A 14,897-nucleotide genomic window follows, 5' to 3' on the forward strand; every position below is an offset into this window, starting at 1 on the left:
GTCAGGACTTTCCCTTCAGGAAGCCGATCCGTCCGTAGAGCGCGTCGCTTGCCAGCACGAACACGAAGATGATGCCTTGCAGCACCAGCACGGACGCATCGGGCAGGCCGAGCCGGCGCTGCAACAGGCCGCCGGAGGCGGAGATGCCGCCGAGCAGGATTGCGACCGGAATGATCGCGAGTGGATTCTGCCGCGCCAGGAACGCGACGAGGATGCCGGTGAAGCCGTAGCCCGCGGCGAGGTTGGCATTGGTGCGGCCCTGCACGGCCGCGACCTCGATCATGCCGGCAAGCCCGGCGCTGCTGCCGGCGAGGAAGCAGACGGTCAGGATCAGCTTGCCGACGGAAAGCCCCACGATCTTGGCGGCGCGGATGTTGCCGCCGGCGACGCGCGCGGCGAAGCCGAAGGTGGTGTGATAGATCAGGATGTAGGCGGCAACGGCTGCCACGAGGCCGAACACCAGGCCCCAATGCACGTCGGTGCCGGGAATGCTGCCGATCATGTTGGCGGCGCCGATCTCGCGCGTCGACGGCTTGTTGAGGCTCGCCGGATCGCGCATCGGCCCTTCGACCAGATGGTTGAGGACGGCAAGCGCGATATAGACCAGCAGCAGGCTCGAGATCGTCTCGTTGACCCCGCGATACTGCCGCAGTCCGCCGGACAGCGTGATCCAGAGACCGCCGCCGATCATGCCCGCGATCACCATCGCGACCTGCACGACGGTCGGCGCCGCACCCTGCAACGCCAGCGCCGCTGACGTTGCCGACAACGCGCCGATCAACAGCGCGCCTTCACCTCCGATGATCACCATGCCGAGCTGCGCCGGCAGCGCCGTGCACAGCGCGGTCAGGATCAGCGGTGCGGCGCGGGTCAGCGTGTTCTGCCAGGAGAACCAGGTGCCGAATGCGCCGTAGTACATGTAGAAATAGAGATCGAGCGGGTTCTTGCCGTAGAGCGCGATGAACCCGCCGAACACCGCGAGCGCGCCGACCAGCGCCGCGCCCGGGATCAGGATGTATTCGATGCTCGCGCCGTAGCGCTGGAGGAAGCCGGGATCGGCGGCCGGAGCAACGCCGGCCGCCTCCACCGATTCCGCCGCCTCGGTCGTCACGCGGTGGCTCCGATCACGCCCTCGACGAGATAGTCCATCTTCTCGAGTTCGGGATCCTGCTGGCCGCGGTCGGTGCCGGAAGCGATCACCGTCTTGCCCTTGTTGTCCACGAGCGGGCCCTTGAAGATCGCGTACTCGCCGGACATGAACTTGGCCTTGACGTCGTCGGCATGCTTGCGCGCCTCCGCCGAGACCATCTCGCCATAGGGCGAGACCTTGACGATCTCTTCCTTCAGGCCGCCGCGGTAGAAGTTCGGGATCGCTTCGCCCGCGGTGATCATCTTGACGAACTTCGGATAGAGCGCTTCCCAGTTCCACTCGGCGCCGGTGAGATAGGCCTTCGGCGCCAGCGGCGACTGGTTGACGTGATAGCCGCACACCATCGCGCCGCGGCGCGCGGCGTTCTCGACCATCGTCTTCGGTCCGTCGACATGGCAGGTCAGCACATCGACGCCCTGGTCGATCAGGCTGTTGGTGGCCTCGGCTTCCTTGACCGGCATCGACCAGTCGCCGGTGAAGATCACCTGCGTCGTCGCCTTCGGATTGGCGAGCCGGGCGCCGAGCGTGAACGCGTTGATGTTGCGCAGCACCTGCGGGATCGGCTTGGCCGCGACGAAGCCGAGCTTGCCGCTCTTGGTCGAATAGCCGGCGACGATGCCGGAGATGTATTGCGCCTCGTCGATGTAGCCGAAATAGCTGCCGGCGTTCTTCGGGTCCTTGTCGGTCCACAAGCCGCCGCAATGCTCGAAATGCATCTTCGGAAACTTGCCCGCCATCTTGACGACGTGCGGGTTGTAGTAGCCGAACGAGGTCGGAAACAGCAGCGTGGCGCCGTCGAGATTAATCATGGACTCGATGGTCTTCTCGACCGCGTCGGTCTCCGGCACCTTCTCTTCCTCGACCACCTTGATGCCGGGAAGCTTCTTCAGCGCCGCCGCGCCCTGTGCGTGGGCCTGGTTGTAGCCATAGTCGTCGCGCGACCCGACATAGATGAAGCCGACCGTGGTTTCCGCTGCCGCCGCGCCGCGAACGCCGAGCGTGCTGCCGAGCGCCAATGCCGCGCTTCCCTGCAATAAATGCCTTCTTGAAATCCTGCCAAAATCCATCGCCTGCTCCCTCCGGCGGGGCCGACCCGCCTGTCCTTGTCGCAGCCGCCGTAACGGCGGCGCGTGACGGAGTGTCGCAAGCTTCGTGCCAGAGCACGTTTAGCGGTCATGGTTCCATAAGTAGCTGAATATCAATGTGAATAACAATCAACATGGGCGGCCTCCGGAATCGGCAGAGTCCGGATTGCCTATTTAATGAGCGATCAATCGCCATTGTATGCAATGCCGTTAAGCAGTCGCTAACTCCTGGACGGCCGATGCGATCCGCGCCGGGGGCGGCGTCAGGGCGCCATTTGCCGGCTGGTCAATCGGACCGGGCCTGCTACGAGTGAAGCGGGCTCGGGTGCCGGGTTGGACTGATGGGAAACAGCATGAGCGAGAAGAAACCGTCCGCGAAATCGTCCTCGAATCCATCCTCCCTTGGCGATGAGATCGTGGCGCGGATCGATCAGCTCGCGGCGATCTCGGAGACGCCGGAGCATCTGGCGCGCGTCTTCCTCACCGACGAGCATCGCAGGGCGGCCGATCTCATCCTGTCCTGGATGCGCGAGGCCGGCATGAGCGCGCATCTCGATGCGATCGGCAATGTCTGCGGCCGCTACGAGGGCGAGCGGCCGGGCCTGCCGGCCCTGATGCTTGGCTCGCATTACGACACCGTGCGCGACGCCGGCAGATGGGACGGCCCGCTCGGCGTCATCACCGCGATCGCCTGCGTCGCCGATCTGAACCGGCGCGGCAAGCGGTTGCCGTTCGCGATCGAGATCGTGGGCTTCGCGGACGAGGAGGGCGTGCGCTTTGCGTCGACCCTGCTTGGCAGCCGCGCGGTGGCCGGCTCGTTCGACGAGAGCGTGCTCAACACGCGCGACCGCGCCGGCACGTCGATGCGTGATGCGCTGATCGCCTTCGGGCTCGATCCCGATCATATCGGCAAGGCGGCGCGCGCCCGCCGCGAGCTGCTCGGCTATGTCGAGCTGCACATCGAGCAGGGCCCCGTGCTGGAACAGAAGGCGCTGCCGGTCGGCGTCGTCACCGCGATTTCAGGCGCGACCCGGCTTGCCGCCAATCTCACCGGCGTTGCCGGCCATGCCGGCACGGTGCCGATGAAGCTGCGGCGCGATGCGCTGACCGGCGCTGCCGAATGCATCGTTGCGATCGAGCAATTCTGCAACAGCGATGAAGCCGGCCTGGTCGGCACCGTCGGCTATATCAGCGCCATGCCCGGCGCCACCAACGTGATCCCAGGCAAGGTGTCCTTCACGATGGACATCCGCTCGCAGAGCGACATGCATCGCAAGCGCGCCGTCGCCGACATCGTGCGTCAGATCGAGGCCATCGCAAAGCGCCGCGAACTCGCGTTGCAGATCGACGTCACTCACGAGAACCGCAGCGTGCCCTGCGCGCCGTGGCTGAAAACGCAGATCGCGGCGGCGGTCGCCGCTGAGGGTCATGCCGTGTTCGAGCTGCCGAGCGGCGCCGGGCATGACGGGATGGCGATGGTCGACGTCGCCGATATCGGCATGATCTTCGTGCGCTGCCGCGGCGGAATTAGCCACAATCCAGCCGAGCATGTCGAGCTCGCCGACGCCGACACCGGCGCACGGGTGCTGCTGGGATTCATCGAGAATTTCCGGCCGCAAACGGTTTGAGAAGTCGTGAATCCCCGGCGCCTGATGGCCTATTTCGGGTCTTGGAGAAGGAAACTCTACTCCAGCAGGGTCAGAGGAAAGGCCTTTCCAATCTGCTGTCACAAAAGGCATTCGACTACCCTTGCTTCCGCCCCTGCCATCGCGACATTCTACGGGCATTCCTGATGGTCAAGACGATGAGCCAATCCGCATTCGATCCCTTCGGCGAGCCGGTTCCCGCGGTCGATTCTTCCGCCGCGAGCGAAGGTGTGTCGAAATGGCTGAAGACCGCGGGCACCAGCGTGTTCTGGGTGCTGGTGGTCGGCATCGTGCTGGCGCGGGCGGTCTATTTCGAGCCCGGCGTGTTCAGCTTCGAGCATGCCGTGGCGTGGGCGCAGGGTCTGTTCGCCGCGCTTTAGCGGACGCCGCACGCGGCGCCGTCTTCGCGCCCTTTGTCTCCCGAATGATCCCCTCGAACGCGACCACCGCCGGCACGTCCAGCCGGCCGGGCGATTTCAATTGCCACAGCGTGCGCTCGATATGGACGCCCTTGATCGGGATCACCTTGAGTTTTCCGAGTTTCACCTGATCGTCGATCGTCGCGACCGATACGATGGCGACGCCGACACCGGCGGCCACCGCCTGCTTGATCGCCTCGGTGCTGCCGATCTCGAGCGTCCGCTGCGGTTCGACGCGATGGGCGGCCAGCGCCTGCGCGACCACCTCGCGCGTGCCTGAGCCGGGCTCGCGCACGATCAGGATTTCGTCGTTGAGCAGGCGGACGTCGATCGCTCCCGCGGCGGCTGCGAAGCGATGATCCGGAGCCGCGATCAGGACCATCACGTCGGTACGCCAGGCTTCGCTGACCAAATTCTCGTCCTCGACCGGCCCCTCGACCAGGGCGATTTCGATCTCGTGCCCCAGCATCAGCGCCGCGATATCAGAGGTGTTGGCGCTCACCACATGCAGGTCGATACCGGGAAAGGCGCGGTGAAACACGCCGAGATATTCCGGGATCATATAGGTCGCGATCGTCGTGCTGGCGCCGATGCGCAGCGAGCCGCTGTCGAGGTTGCGCAATGCCTGCAACTCGTCCTCGGCGGCGCGCTCGGCCGCGAACAGTGTCTCGGCATGGCGGGCCAGCGCCGCGCCCTCCCGGGTCGGCCGCACCCCCTTCGGCGTGCGGTCGAGCAGCCGGCAGCCGACCTGCAGCTCGAAATCCCGCACGCCCTTGGAGATCGCGGGCTGGCTGATGTGCAGGAGGTCGGCGGCGCGCGAGAAACTTCCGGTTCTCGCCACGGCCGCGAACAGGCGGAGCAGATGCAGGTTGAGGGACATAACTTCTCTCTATCGGGGCAGTCCGAAAAGATATTAGCCAAGCGGGGCGCCCTGGCGCATAAAATCTTCTCCGAAAAGAGGATGTCGTGCCGCAACAAGAACAAGATCAGGGGCAGAAGCAGGGCGCGCTGAAGCGCATTTTCCTGCTCATTCCGGGCATTCTGCTCTGCGGGGTGGTCACGGTCATCTCGCTCGGCGTCCAGGCCATCGAGGAGCGGGTTTTCGACCATCCCTATATCGAGGCCCTGGTCGTCGCGATCCTGCTCGGGATGGCGGTGCGCACCGCCTGGGAGCCCTCGGAGCGCTGGCGCTCGGGCATTGCCTTCAGCGCCAAGCAACTGCTCGAGGTCGCGGTGATGCTGCTCGGCGCGTCCATCAGCTTCGCCGCCATCGTGGCGTCGGGCGGGCTCCTGATCGGCGCGATCGCCGTCACCGTCGTGATCATGCTGGCGGTGACCTATGGTCTCAGCCGGATCCTCGGGCTCAAGACCAAACTCGCGATCCTGATCGCCTGCGGCAATTCGATCTGCGGCAATTCTGCGATCGCGGCGGTGGCACCCGTGATCGAGGCCGATGGCGACGACATCGCCTCGTCGATCTCGTTCACCGCCATTCTCGGCGTGCTGATGGTGCTCGGCCTGCCGCTGCTGATTCCGCTGTTGAAGCTGACGGCGACGCAATATGGCATCCTCGCAGGCCTCACGGTCTATGCCGTGCCGCAGGTGCTGGCGGCGACCGTGCCCGCCGGCATCGTCTCGACCCAGATCGGCACGCTGGTGAAGCTGGTGCGCGTCCTGATGCTGGGCCCGATCGTGGTCGGCCTCTCGCTGTTCGTCGCGCGACGGCGCAAGGCCGCCGGCACCGCCAAGGAAGTTGCTGCAAAGACCACCTCGATCAGCCCGTTCAAGCTGGTGCCCTGGTTCATCATCGGCTTCCTGGTGCTGGCCGCGCTGCGCTCGTTCCAGCTCGTGCCCGACATTGCGATCGCGCCGGTGACGAAGACGGCGGCGATCCTCACCGTCGTCTCGATGGCAGCGCTTGGGCTCGGCGTCGATGTGCGCGTGCTCTCGACCGTCGGCGGCCGGGTGACGGCGGCGGTCACGCTGTCGCTGATGCTGCTGCTGGGCCTCAGCATTGGCCTCGTGCATTTCTTCAAGTAGAGCGTGATGAGATCAGGTTGAGCTCGAACGGCGTCGGAAGTTCAGCTCTCCCTTTGGGAGAGGTCGATTTGCGCAGCAAATCGGGTGAGGGGTTACGGTCTATCGAGAGAGCAAGAGCCCTCACCCGGATTGCACCGGACGATGCTTCGCATCGCCGAGAGCAATCCGACCTCTCCCCGGCGGGGAGAGGTGAACCGAATGCGCGGCAAAGCGAGTCAACCAAAACTCACACCGCTTCAGCGGCTACTCGGCGGCCTTCGCGGTCTTGCCGAACATCCGTGTCGGCGCGGGAAAGCCGCAGGACGTGCCGTCGGTGATCTTGACCTGATCTTCCCAGGGCAGGCGGAAGCGGCCCGACACCATGTCCTGCATGAAGGTGTAGGGACAATCCATCGCGCCGCCCTTCACCGCGACATAGCCGCGGTGCCAGAGCTGATAGATGTTGTTCTCGACGCCCCAGTTGATCCGCGCTTCGCGCACGAGGTCGGGTCGCACCTCGGCGGTGATGATCTCGTCGGCGCGTCCCGTGGTCCCGTGCGCGATGATGCTGCCGTCGAAATTGACGATCATGCCTTCGCCCATCGAGTCGAACGACCCGTCCGAGCCGCACATGCAGACATTGGCCGTCACCATCAGGTTCTGGAACGCGTTGGCCTGGTTGGTGAAGCGCCAGCTGTCGCGGATCGGCGCGGTGTAGCCTGCGGTGCGGATCATGATCTCCGCGCCCTTGTAGGTACATTCGCGCGCCATCTCGGGGAACATGCCGTCATGGCAGATGATCAGCGCGATCTTCGCACCTTTCGGTCCGTCGATCACGGGAATGCCGACATCGCCCGGCTCCCACGGCTCGACCGGAATCCAGGGATGGAGTTTGCGGTAATAGAGCTTGATCTCGCCGTGATCGTCGATGATCAGCCCTGAATTGTAGGGATTGCCGTGCGGGTTGAACTCCATGATGGAGAAGCAGCCCCAGATCCTGTTGTCGATGCAGGCCTTCCTGAAGGCCGCGACTTCGGGGCCGTCGAGCCGGCACATGATCTCCGGATTGGTGTCCATCGAGAGACCGTGCAGCGAATATTCGGGGAATACCACAAGATCCATGGTGGCGAGATTGCGCCGCGCCTTGCCGACCATCCAGACGATGCGCTCGGTCTGCCGCGCCAGATCGGCCCTGGTCACGACGACGGGCAGCTGCAGCTGCACCAGTCCGATTACCACGCCGTTGGGTGACTTGTTGAGACCGCCAAGTCCATTCATGCCTGTCCTCCCGCCTGTTTGAAATGGGCCGTCATTTCGCGAACGATGATCGCCATCCGGTCGGGCTCCCGTCCGGCCCTTAGCTAGCAACGATCATGCCAGCAAGATCGAGCGACCAGCAAATCAGGTGCCGGTGAGAACCTGGGAAGATGGCGCGGAGAACGGCCGAGCGTGTCCCAACAGATTGAGATGCCCGACCTTTCGAGCGGTTCAGGGGGCCAGCCGCATCATTGCGCAATGGCACGCGGTTTGCTTAATCAAATGCGGGTCTTCTCCCATTGGGGGCGTGCGTCATGGCGAACACGAGGACAATCGCGGCGGAGCCGGAGCCGATCACGCTCGACTGGAGCAAGACCGCGCTCGTCATCATCGACATGCAGCGCGATTTCATGGAGCCCGGCGGCTTCGGCGAGACGCTCGGCAATGATGTCAGCCGGCTGGCCCGCGCGGTGCAGCCGATCGCCGCGGTGCTCGCGGCGGCGCGCGACGCCGGGCTGCTCGTGGTCCATACCCGCGAGGGCCATCTGCCCGATCTCTCCGACGCGCCGCCGGCGAAGCTCGAGCGCGGTGCGCCGTCATTGCGGATCGGCGATCCCGGGCCGATGGGACGGATCCTGATCCGCGGCGAGGCCGGCCACGACATCATTCCCGAGCTCTATCCGCTCGACAGCGAGATCGTGATCGACAAGCCCGGCAAGGGCGCGTTCTACGCCACCGAATTCGGCGACATCCTGCAGAAATACGGCGTCGAGAACCTGCTGGTGTGCGGTGTCACCACCGAAGTCTGCGTCAACACCACGGTGCGCGAGGCCAATGATCGCGGCTATCGCTGCGTCGTGATCTCCGACGGCTGCGCGTCCTACTTCCCCGAATTCCACGAGATGGGCCTGAAGATGATCAAGGCCCAGGGCGGCATCTTCGGTTGGGTCACCGATTCAGCCGCGGTGCTGGAAGCGCTCGCTGGCTAGGGCAAGATGCGATTGGGACGCGGACTTATCAACGCGTAGCCCTGGCCGGATCGAAGTGCCTAACCCTTCGCGGCGGGTGCGGGCGGCACCGGCAGAATGATTTCGGAAGCGATCTTCCAGTCCTTTCCGACGCGAAGCCAATTGACGATCATGAGAAACGGCCTGGCTGTTCCATCCTGCCCCGCATAAGAGACCGTGATGTTCATCGGCACGTAGGACTCGGCGACGTCGCGCGTCAGGCCGACAACCTTGAGCTTCGAATAATCTGGCTCGAGCACGACCGGACCGGAGCTACCGATATCATGCAGCTTTTGATCAATTGCCTCATTGCCCCAAAAGCCGGACCAGTTCCCCTCGGACTGGATCGCGCTCTTGGCCACCAACAGGGTCGAGGGCGATTGCCAGAACATCCCATGCAGAGCCTTGAAATCGTGTTTGTTGGCCAATTCCATCAGCCTGCCGAACTTCGATTTTATCGCGTTGAGGGTAGCAGCATCCAGCGGCTCTTTCCTGACGGCGGGAGCAGACGCGACAGCCCCGGTGGCAAGAGCTGAGGCAGCGATAGTGACAAGAAGTGTCTTGTACATGCAGAATTTCCCTTCCAACGTCTGGCTCGCGTCATGACGATGCCTGTTGCGTTCTGCGATCGGTATGAGTTGCGACTTCCATCGGTGAAGACTTCATCAGGAAGTTCGGCTTGCACATTCGCGTAGCAAGGCTGTGATTTCCGCATCGAGATTTCGGGCGACGTTCCGCGGCTTTGACTGGTCTGCGCTTCGCGGTCCGATGCGTTCTGCATTCTTTGAGCGAGCGTGCGCGCTCCCGGCGCGAACGCGCCGGGAGCGATAACGTCACTTCGCGAGTGTGGCCTTTTCAATCACCGCGGCGACTTCCTTGGCATGAACGACGAGCGAGGCATGACTGCCAGCGACTTCCGTCGTCTGAGCCTTCATCCTGGCTGCGAACGACTTCTGGGCCTCGGGCGCGAGGACTTTGTCCTTGGTGCTGATGACGTAGAACGTCGGCTTGTCATGCCAGGCTGCAATGTCGACGGGGGCTTCGAACGCAACGTGGTTCAACGGAAGCTGCGTGTTGGCCAGGTGCGCAGCGATTTCCGGAGGAAGGTCGGCCGCGACGGCTGACGGAAACACCTTGGGATCGATGTACAAATTGCCCTTCGCATCGGGATGGATCGCATTGCCGCCTTCGGTCGGCGGGCCGGCCTTCGCCAGCGACGCCAGGGATTCACCGACCTCCGGCGCGAAAGCGGAGACATAAACGAGCGCCGAGACCTTCGGATCGTTACCGGCCTGCGTGATGACCACGCCACCCCAGGAATGGCCGACGAGGACGGTCTTGCCGTCCTGCTTCGCGAGCGCCTGCTTGGTGGCATCGACGTCAGCGGCAAGGGAGGTGAGTGGATTCTCGACGAGCGTGACGTTGTAGCCTTTCTTCGTGAGAATATCGGCAACGGGCTGCCAGCTCGTCTGGTCCACGAAAGCGCCGTGCACGAGTACGATGTTGTGGGCTGCTCCCTTGGGCAACTCGGCGGAATGGACGGAGCCGACCAATGTCGTTCCGGCCAGAAGTACGGTGGCGGCTGAGAGGAAGATATTTCGCATTGATTGTTCCTGTTGGCGTATCGGACGAACACGGTCCGGAGGAATGACAGGCGTTTCCAGCAAGGTCGCGGTTCTTCCATCTGCCATCGGCGAAATGGTTGCCGTACGTGACGACGGCCCGCCGCGACGTGACCTATTCCGCCGGCCCTTCGGACGATAGAGATCAATCGTCCAGATGTTGTGTCGGATCGTCCGCCGGTCTAATCTCGGCGGCATGGATATACTCGCCCAAGTGCTCGATCGCGTTCGTCTCGGCGGGACGCTGCTCTTTCACTTCGAGCTCGGCCATCCCTGGAATCTGGAGTTGCCGGCGCGCCCCTACGCCATGTTTCACTATCTCAGCCGCGGCTCGGCGACCCTTGCGCTCGGACAGGGACAGGAAATCCAGATGACGGAGGGCGATTTTGTCGTGATTACGCGCGGCGAGCCCCATGTGTTTTATTCGGATCGCCGGGCCAAGCCTTTGCAGATTGTTGATATCGATCGATCGTCGCCGCGTCTTGGCGTCGTTCGTCACGGCAGTCGTGCAAAGCCGCTCTCGACCATGATCTGCGGCAATTTCACCGTCTCACGGCCGCTGTTCGGCAGCGTGCTGGAGCTACTTCCGCCCGTGCTCGTGCTGAAGCCAACGGCGGACGGTGAGTGGCTTGAAGCGATCCTGCGTCGCATGGTCAGCGAGTCCGCGCAGGAGCGTCCCGGCCAACGCGTCGCGCTCTCACGACTGACGGAAGTGCTCTTTGTCGAGGTTTTACGAAACTGGATCAAGTCTCTCGGTCCCGGGGAAGGCGGGTGGCTCGGGGCGATATCGGACCCGCACATCGGGCCCGCACTCAAGCTGATCCACGAAAACCCGGAGCGGCCCTGGGCTCTGAGCGAGCTCGGCCAGCGCGTGGGGCTCGGGCGTTCGGCTTTTTCGGCCCGTTTCACCAAGCTCGTCGGCCAATCCATGCATCGTTATGTCGTCGAACGCCGGATGGCAGAAGCGGCGTTCCTGCTCGAAACCAGCGACGAGCCGATCGCTCGAATTGCGAGCCGGGTCGGTTACGAGACCGCGGCAGCATTTTCGAAGCTGTTCCACCGGCATCACGGCCTATCGCCTGGCCGATACCGAGCAGCTCGACGATCTGACGGCGGAGGAAGGCAAGGGGACGCTCAGCAAGCCGAAATTGCCGAATGACCTTGGCCCAGATGGCCGCTCATGGCCCGGCTCGGACCTTCCGCGATGTGCGCTTTTGGGGAGCTATTGGAGCATGAGCGGACATCACACTGCGCCGAAGCCCGCAAATGCAGTGCGCGACGGGGTGCACAATTTCGGAATATTGGAAATATATCCCTGAGTTGCCCGAGGCGTCAAGTTGCGTCGTCGAACATCCCCCGCCGGCCCCTTTGCATGGGGTTGTTTTCGATATTTTGGCAGCGCCCCCCTGCCATAACTTCATGTTGCTCTAGCCGCCTTTCACCGCGCCCGCGGTGAGCCCGGCGACGATCTGCCGCTGTGCCATCACGGTGAGCAGCAGCACCGGGGCCGTCACGATCAGTGCGGCGGCCGCAAGCGGGCCCCAGCTCAATTGGTCGAACGAGATCATGTTGTAGACCGCGACCGGCAGCGTGCGCGTCTCGCGCCCGGCCAGCACGATGCCGAACACAAAGTTGTTCCAGGAGAAGATCACCGCGAGGATGAAGGCGACCGCGAGCCCGGGCCTCGCAATCGGCAGCGCAACATGGCGGAACACCTGCCAGCGCGTGGCGCCGTCGATCAGCGCGGCTTCTTCCAGCTCCAGCGGCGTGGTCTCGAAATAGCCGATCATGATCCAGATCACGATCGGCACCGTCACCACGAGGTGGATGATGATCTGCGGCACCAGCGTGCCGAGCAGGCCGAGCCACTGGAACAGCAGGAACAGCGGGATCAGGTACGACAGGCCCGGCGTGATGCGCGCGATCAGGATCACGATCGCCGATTTATGCGCGGCCATCCGCGCAATGCCGTAGCCGGCGGGCACGCCGACCAGCATCGCGAGTCCCGTGGCGCAGCCGGTGACAACAAGGCTGTTGCTGAAATAGGTCAGGAAGCGGTTCGAGGCGAACACGTCGGCATAGTTCTTCCAGGCGAAATGCTCCGGGATGAACACCGGCGGATAGGAGGCGTTGTCGATCTCGAATTTCAGCGACAGCGAGGCCATCCAGAGGAAGAACAGGATCGCCGGCGAGACGATGACGAACACCGACAGCCACAGCCCGATCCGTCCGAGAATCTGACGCGGGTTCATGCGCCGTCTCCGAGCTCTGACGTCCACAGCAGGCGCTTGCGCAAGTAGAGCAACAGCGCCGCCAGCGCCACGATCAGGAGGAAGAACACCACCGCGATCGCCGAGCCGTAGCCGAGGTCGTAATAGACGAAGGCGACGCTGTAGAGATAGACGTTGATGGTTTCCGACGCCGAGCCCGGGCCTCCTTGCGTGATCGCGAAGATGATGTCGAAGCTCTTCACCGCATCGATCATGCGGATCATGCCGGCGATAAACAGGAACGGCATGATCAGGGGCAGCGTGATGAAGCGGAACACCTGCCAGAAATTGGCGCCGTCGATCTGCGCGCTCTCATAGGGCTCGGTCGGGATCGCGGCGAGGCCGCCGAGCACGATCAGCATCACCAGCGGCGTCCATTGCCAGGTCTCGACCAGCACCAGCGACGGGATCACCGTCGTCGGGTTGAACACCCAGAGCTGCGGCGGCAGGCCGACCAGCGACAGCAGATAGTTCAAGACGCCAAGCTGCGGGTGGAACATCATGGTCCACACCAGCGCGATCGCCACCGGTGTGGCCATCATCGGCATGATGAAGATGCCGCGCAGGAAGCCGCGCGCGGCGAATTTCTGATGAAACACCACCGCCGCCAGCGTGCCGAACACCAGCGGCAGCACGACCGACAGCGCGGTGTAGGACAGCGTGTGGCCGACCGCCTCGACGAAGCGCGGATCGGTCGGCAGCCGCAGATAGTTGGCGAGCCCGACGAAGACGGTCGGCGAGCCGACCTTCCATTCCTGCATGCTCATCCAGATCGTGAACACCCACGGAAAGACGATCACCGCCAGCACCACGACAAGCGCCGGGATTACGAATGGCCAGTAGGACGGCGGACGCCATTCACGCGCCGGCGCGGCGTCCCCAGAGCCTCCGGCTCTGGAGTCTTGCTTTGACGCGTTTTCTTCACGCGAACCGGTACCCACTTCGCTCGAAAACGCTTTGTCTGCCGCCGGCGAAGCCTGTGTCACCACGCTCACGCTTTTTCACTACGCTCCAGGATGGGGCGGAATTGCTCGTGCGCCTTCTTCAGCTCGGTGGCGGGATCGGCGCCCGACAGCGTCGCTGTCAGCGCCGCACCGACGATGTCGCGGAATTCGGCGACCGGGATGATGACCGGCAGGCCGAGCTTCGAGATCTTGGCGGAATCGACCACCGACTGCAGCCATTCCTTGGTCTTCACGCCCTTGGCGACTTCGGGGTCGTCGACGATGGAGTTGCGGAACGGCACGCCGCCGCCGGCCTGCAGCAGGCGGGCGCCCTGTCCCCGCGAGACCACCCATTGGCAGAGCAGGTAAGCGGCTTCCTTGTTCTTGCTCGCCGCGGGAATACCGACGCCGTCGCCATAGGTCGACGAGAATTTGCCCTTGGGTCCGGCGGGCACCAGCGTGTAGCCGACCTTGCCGACCACGCGCGAGGCGGCGGGGTCCTCCAGTGGCGGCGCCCAGCCGTCGGCATCGATCCACATCGCCGCGCGGCCCTGCGTGAAGGAGGCCATCGATTCCATCCAGTTGAAGCCGGCGACGCCGGGAGGCGCGCATTTCGTCAGCAGCCGCTGATAGAGCTTGGTGGCCTCGACGGCCTCGGGGCCGTCGGTCAGGATGTTGCCCTTGGCATCGAGGAATTCGCCGCCATAGTTCAGATAGAAGTTGGTCCACATCGCCATGTTGGCGTTGCGCAGGCCACGCCCGACGAAGCCGTAGATGCCTTCCTTGGGATCGGTCAGCTTCTCGGCGGCGACCGCCATCTCGTCCAGCGTCTTCGGGACCTCGACGCCCTTCTTCTGGAACAACTCCTTGTTGTAGTAGAGGATGAAATAGTCGACCGACCACGGCAGCGACAGCATCTGGCCCTTGTCGTTGCGCGCATATTGCAGGCCGGCGGCCGAGAAATCGCTCTCGACGAGGTCGGGCGGTGTCAGGCTCGGGTCCTTGAGAAAGCCCGACATGTCGGCGAGCCAGCCCGCCTTCTCGAATTGCCGCTTCTGCACGTGATAGCTGAGGTGCACGACGTCGAAGCTCGGCTTGCCCGACGACAGCTCGATCACGCATTTCTGGCGCTGCTGCTGCTCGGGGATCTGCTCCGATTCGACCTTGATGCCGGAGAGCTCGGTGAATTCCTTGATGTACTTCTGCAGATTGTCGCCGCGCGGCCCCTTGGCGAGGATCACCTCCAGCGTCGTCCCGGAATATTTCTTCCAGTTGAGCTCGGCGCGGGCCGGAAATCCGGTCAATCCAACCGCGCCGGCGGCAGCGGTGCCGGCCAGCATCTGGCGGCGCGAGATCAGGTGATGCGACATGTTTCTCTCCCAGGGACGGTTCTTGTTTGGGAGAGATAGTAGCGTCTGGACCTGGCCTGCCTAGCCCCCAGATGCGCGGCGCCGCTGCATAACGCCGCGCCGCGCATG

14 protein-coding genes are annotated in these 14,897 nt (G+C 63.8%); 5 read left to right on the forward strand and 9 right to left on the reverse strand.

The annotated features are described in order from the left end of the window. Position 1: 1 nt before the first annotated feature. Both HU230_RS03720 and HU230_RS03725 read right to left on the reverse strand, forming a co-directional pair. Complete coding sequence (locus HU230_RS03720) at positions 2–1,111, reverse strand: ABC transporter permease (protein WP_176532867.1); 1,110 nt, start codon at positions 1,109–1,111, stop codon at positions 2–4. After that, positions 1,108–2,217 (reverse strand): BMP family ABC transporter substrate-binding protein, encoded by a 1,110-nt coding sequence (locus tag HU230_RS03725; protein WP_176532866.1) that lies wholly within the window; start codon positions 2,215–2,217, stop codon positions 1,108–1,110. Before HU230_RS03725 ends, HU230_RS03720 begins: the two co-directional genes overlap by 4 nt. 371 nt (positions 2,218–2,588) lie before the next feature. On the opposite strand from HU230_RS03725, the gene HU230_RS03730 reads away from it, so the two are divergent. Both HU230_RS03730 and HU230_RS03735 read left to right on the forward strand, forming a co-directional pair. Next, on the forward strand, positions 2,589–3,863 hold the full coding sequence (locus tag HU230_RS03730) for an allantoate amidohydrolase (protein ID WP_176532865.1): 1,275 nt from the start codon (positions 2,589–2,591) through the stop codon (positions 3,861–3,863). 176 nt (positions 3,864–4,039) lie between these two features. Beyond that, a complete protein-coding gene (locus HU230_RS03735) occupies positions 4,040–4,261 on the forward strand; it encodes a hypothetical protein (protein ID WP_224942950.1) in 222 nt (73 codons plus the stop codon). Here HU230_RS03735 and HU230_RS03740 read toward each other — a convergent pair. Further along, positions 4,209–5,180, reverse strand: coding sequence for a LysR family transcriptional regulator (locus HU230_RS03740; protein WP_176532864.1), 972 nt, complete (start codon positions 5,178–5,180; stop codon positions 4,209–4,211). The two genes, HU230_RS03735 and HU230_RS03740, sit on opposite strands and share 53 nt — an antisense overlap. An 86-nt stretch (positions 5,181–5,266) precedes the next feature. Here HU230_RS03740 and HU230_RS03745 point away from each other — a divergent pair, with 86 nt between their 5' ends. Beyond that, the gene (locus tag HU230_RS03745) at positions 5,267–6,340 is read left to right on the forward strand and encodes a YeiH family protein (protein ID WP_176532863.1); all 1,074 of its coding nucleotides are present in this window, start codon (positions 5,267–5,269) and stop codon (positions 6,338–6,340) included. Positions 6,341–6,583: 243 nt separating this feature from the next. On the opposite strand, the gene HU230_RS03750 is transcribed toward HU230_RS03745, so the two are convergent. After that, positions 6,584–7,597: a formamidase gene (locus tag HU230_RS03750; protein ID WP_176532862.1), complete on the reverse strand. Its 1,014-nt coding sequence runs from the start codon at positions 7,595–7,597 to the stop codon at positions 6,584–6,586. Positions 7,598–7,890: 293 nt separating this feature from the next. Between HU230_RS03750 and HU230_RS03755 the strand changes: the two genes are divergently transcribed. Then, positions 7,891–8,565, forward strand: coding sequence for a cysteine hydrolase family protein (locus HU230_RS03755; RefSeq protein WP_176532861.1), 675 nt, complete (start codon positions 7,891–7,893; stop codon positions 8,563–8,565). Positions 8,566–8,624: 59 nt separating this feature from the next. Here HU230_RS03755 and HU230_RS03760 read toward each other — a convergent pair whose 3' ends face one another. Continuing rightward, positions 8,625–9,152, reverse strand: a complete 528-nt coding sequence (locus tag HU230_RS03760) for a hypothetical protein (protein WP_176532860.1) — start codon at positions 9,150–9,152, stop codon at positions 8,625–8,627. A 264-nt stretch (positions 9,153–9,416) separates the two neighbouring features. Next, positions 9,417–10,187 carry an alpha/beta fold hydrolase gene (locus HU230_RS03765; RefSeq protein ID WP_176535153.1) on the reverse strand — a complete coding sequence of 257 codons (771 nt, stop codon included), beginning with the start codon at positions 10,185–10,187 and terminating at the stop codon, positions 9,417–9,419. A gap of 214 nt (positions 10,188–10,401) precedes the next feature. Here HU230_RS03765 and HU230_RS03770 point away from each other — a divergent pair, with 214 nt between their 5' ends. Then, on the forward strand, positions 10,402–11,364 hold the full coding sequence (locus HU230_RS03770; protein WP_176532859.1) for an AraC family transcriptional regulator: 963 nt from the start codon (positions 10,402–10,404) through the stop codon (positions 11,362–11,364). A gap of 268 nt (positions 11,365–11,632) precedes the next feature. Here the strand turns inward: HU230_RS03770 and HU230_RS03775 are convergent, their stop codons facing one another. From HU230_RS03775 to HU230_RS03785, 3 genes are read right to left on the reverse strand one after another with little or no spacing between them, the layout of a single operon-like run. Next, positions 11,633–12,457, reverse strand: coding sequence for a carbohydrate ABC transporter permease (locus HU230_RS03775; RefSeq protein ID WP_176532858.1), 825 nt, complete (start codon positions 12,455–12,457; stop codon positions 11,633–11,635). Continuing rightward, positions 12,454–13,470, reverse strand: coding sequence for a carbohydrate ABC transporter permease (locus HU230_RS03780; protein ID WP_420840836.1), 1,017 nt, complete (start codon positions 13,468–13,470; stop codon positions 12,454–12,456). Before HU230_RS03780 ends, HU230_RS03775 begins: the two co-directional genes overlap by 4 nt. Beyond that, positions 13,467–14,789: an ABC transporter substrate-binding protein gene (locus HU230_RS03785; RefSeq protein ID WP_176532857.1), complete on the reverse strand. Its 1,323-nt coding sequence runs from the start codon at positions 14,787–14,789 to the stop codon at positions 13,467–13,469. Before HU230_RS03785 ends, HU230_RS03780 begins: the two co-directional genes overlap by 4 nt. Positions 14,790–14,897: the final 108 nt, after the last annotated feature.

This window comes from Bradyrhizobium quebecense (genome assembly GCF_013373795.3).
GTDB classification, from domain to species: Bacteria; Pseudomonadota; Alphaproteobacteria; order Rhizobiales; family Xanthobacteraceae; genus Bradyrhizobium; species Bradyrhizobium quebecense.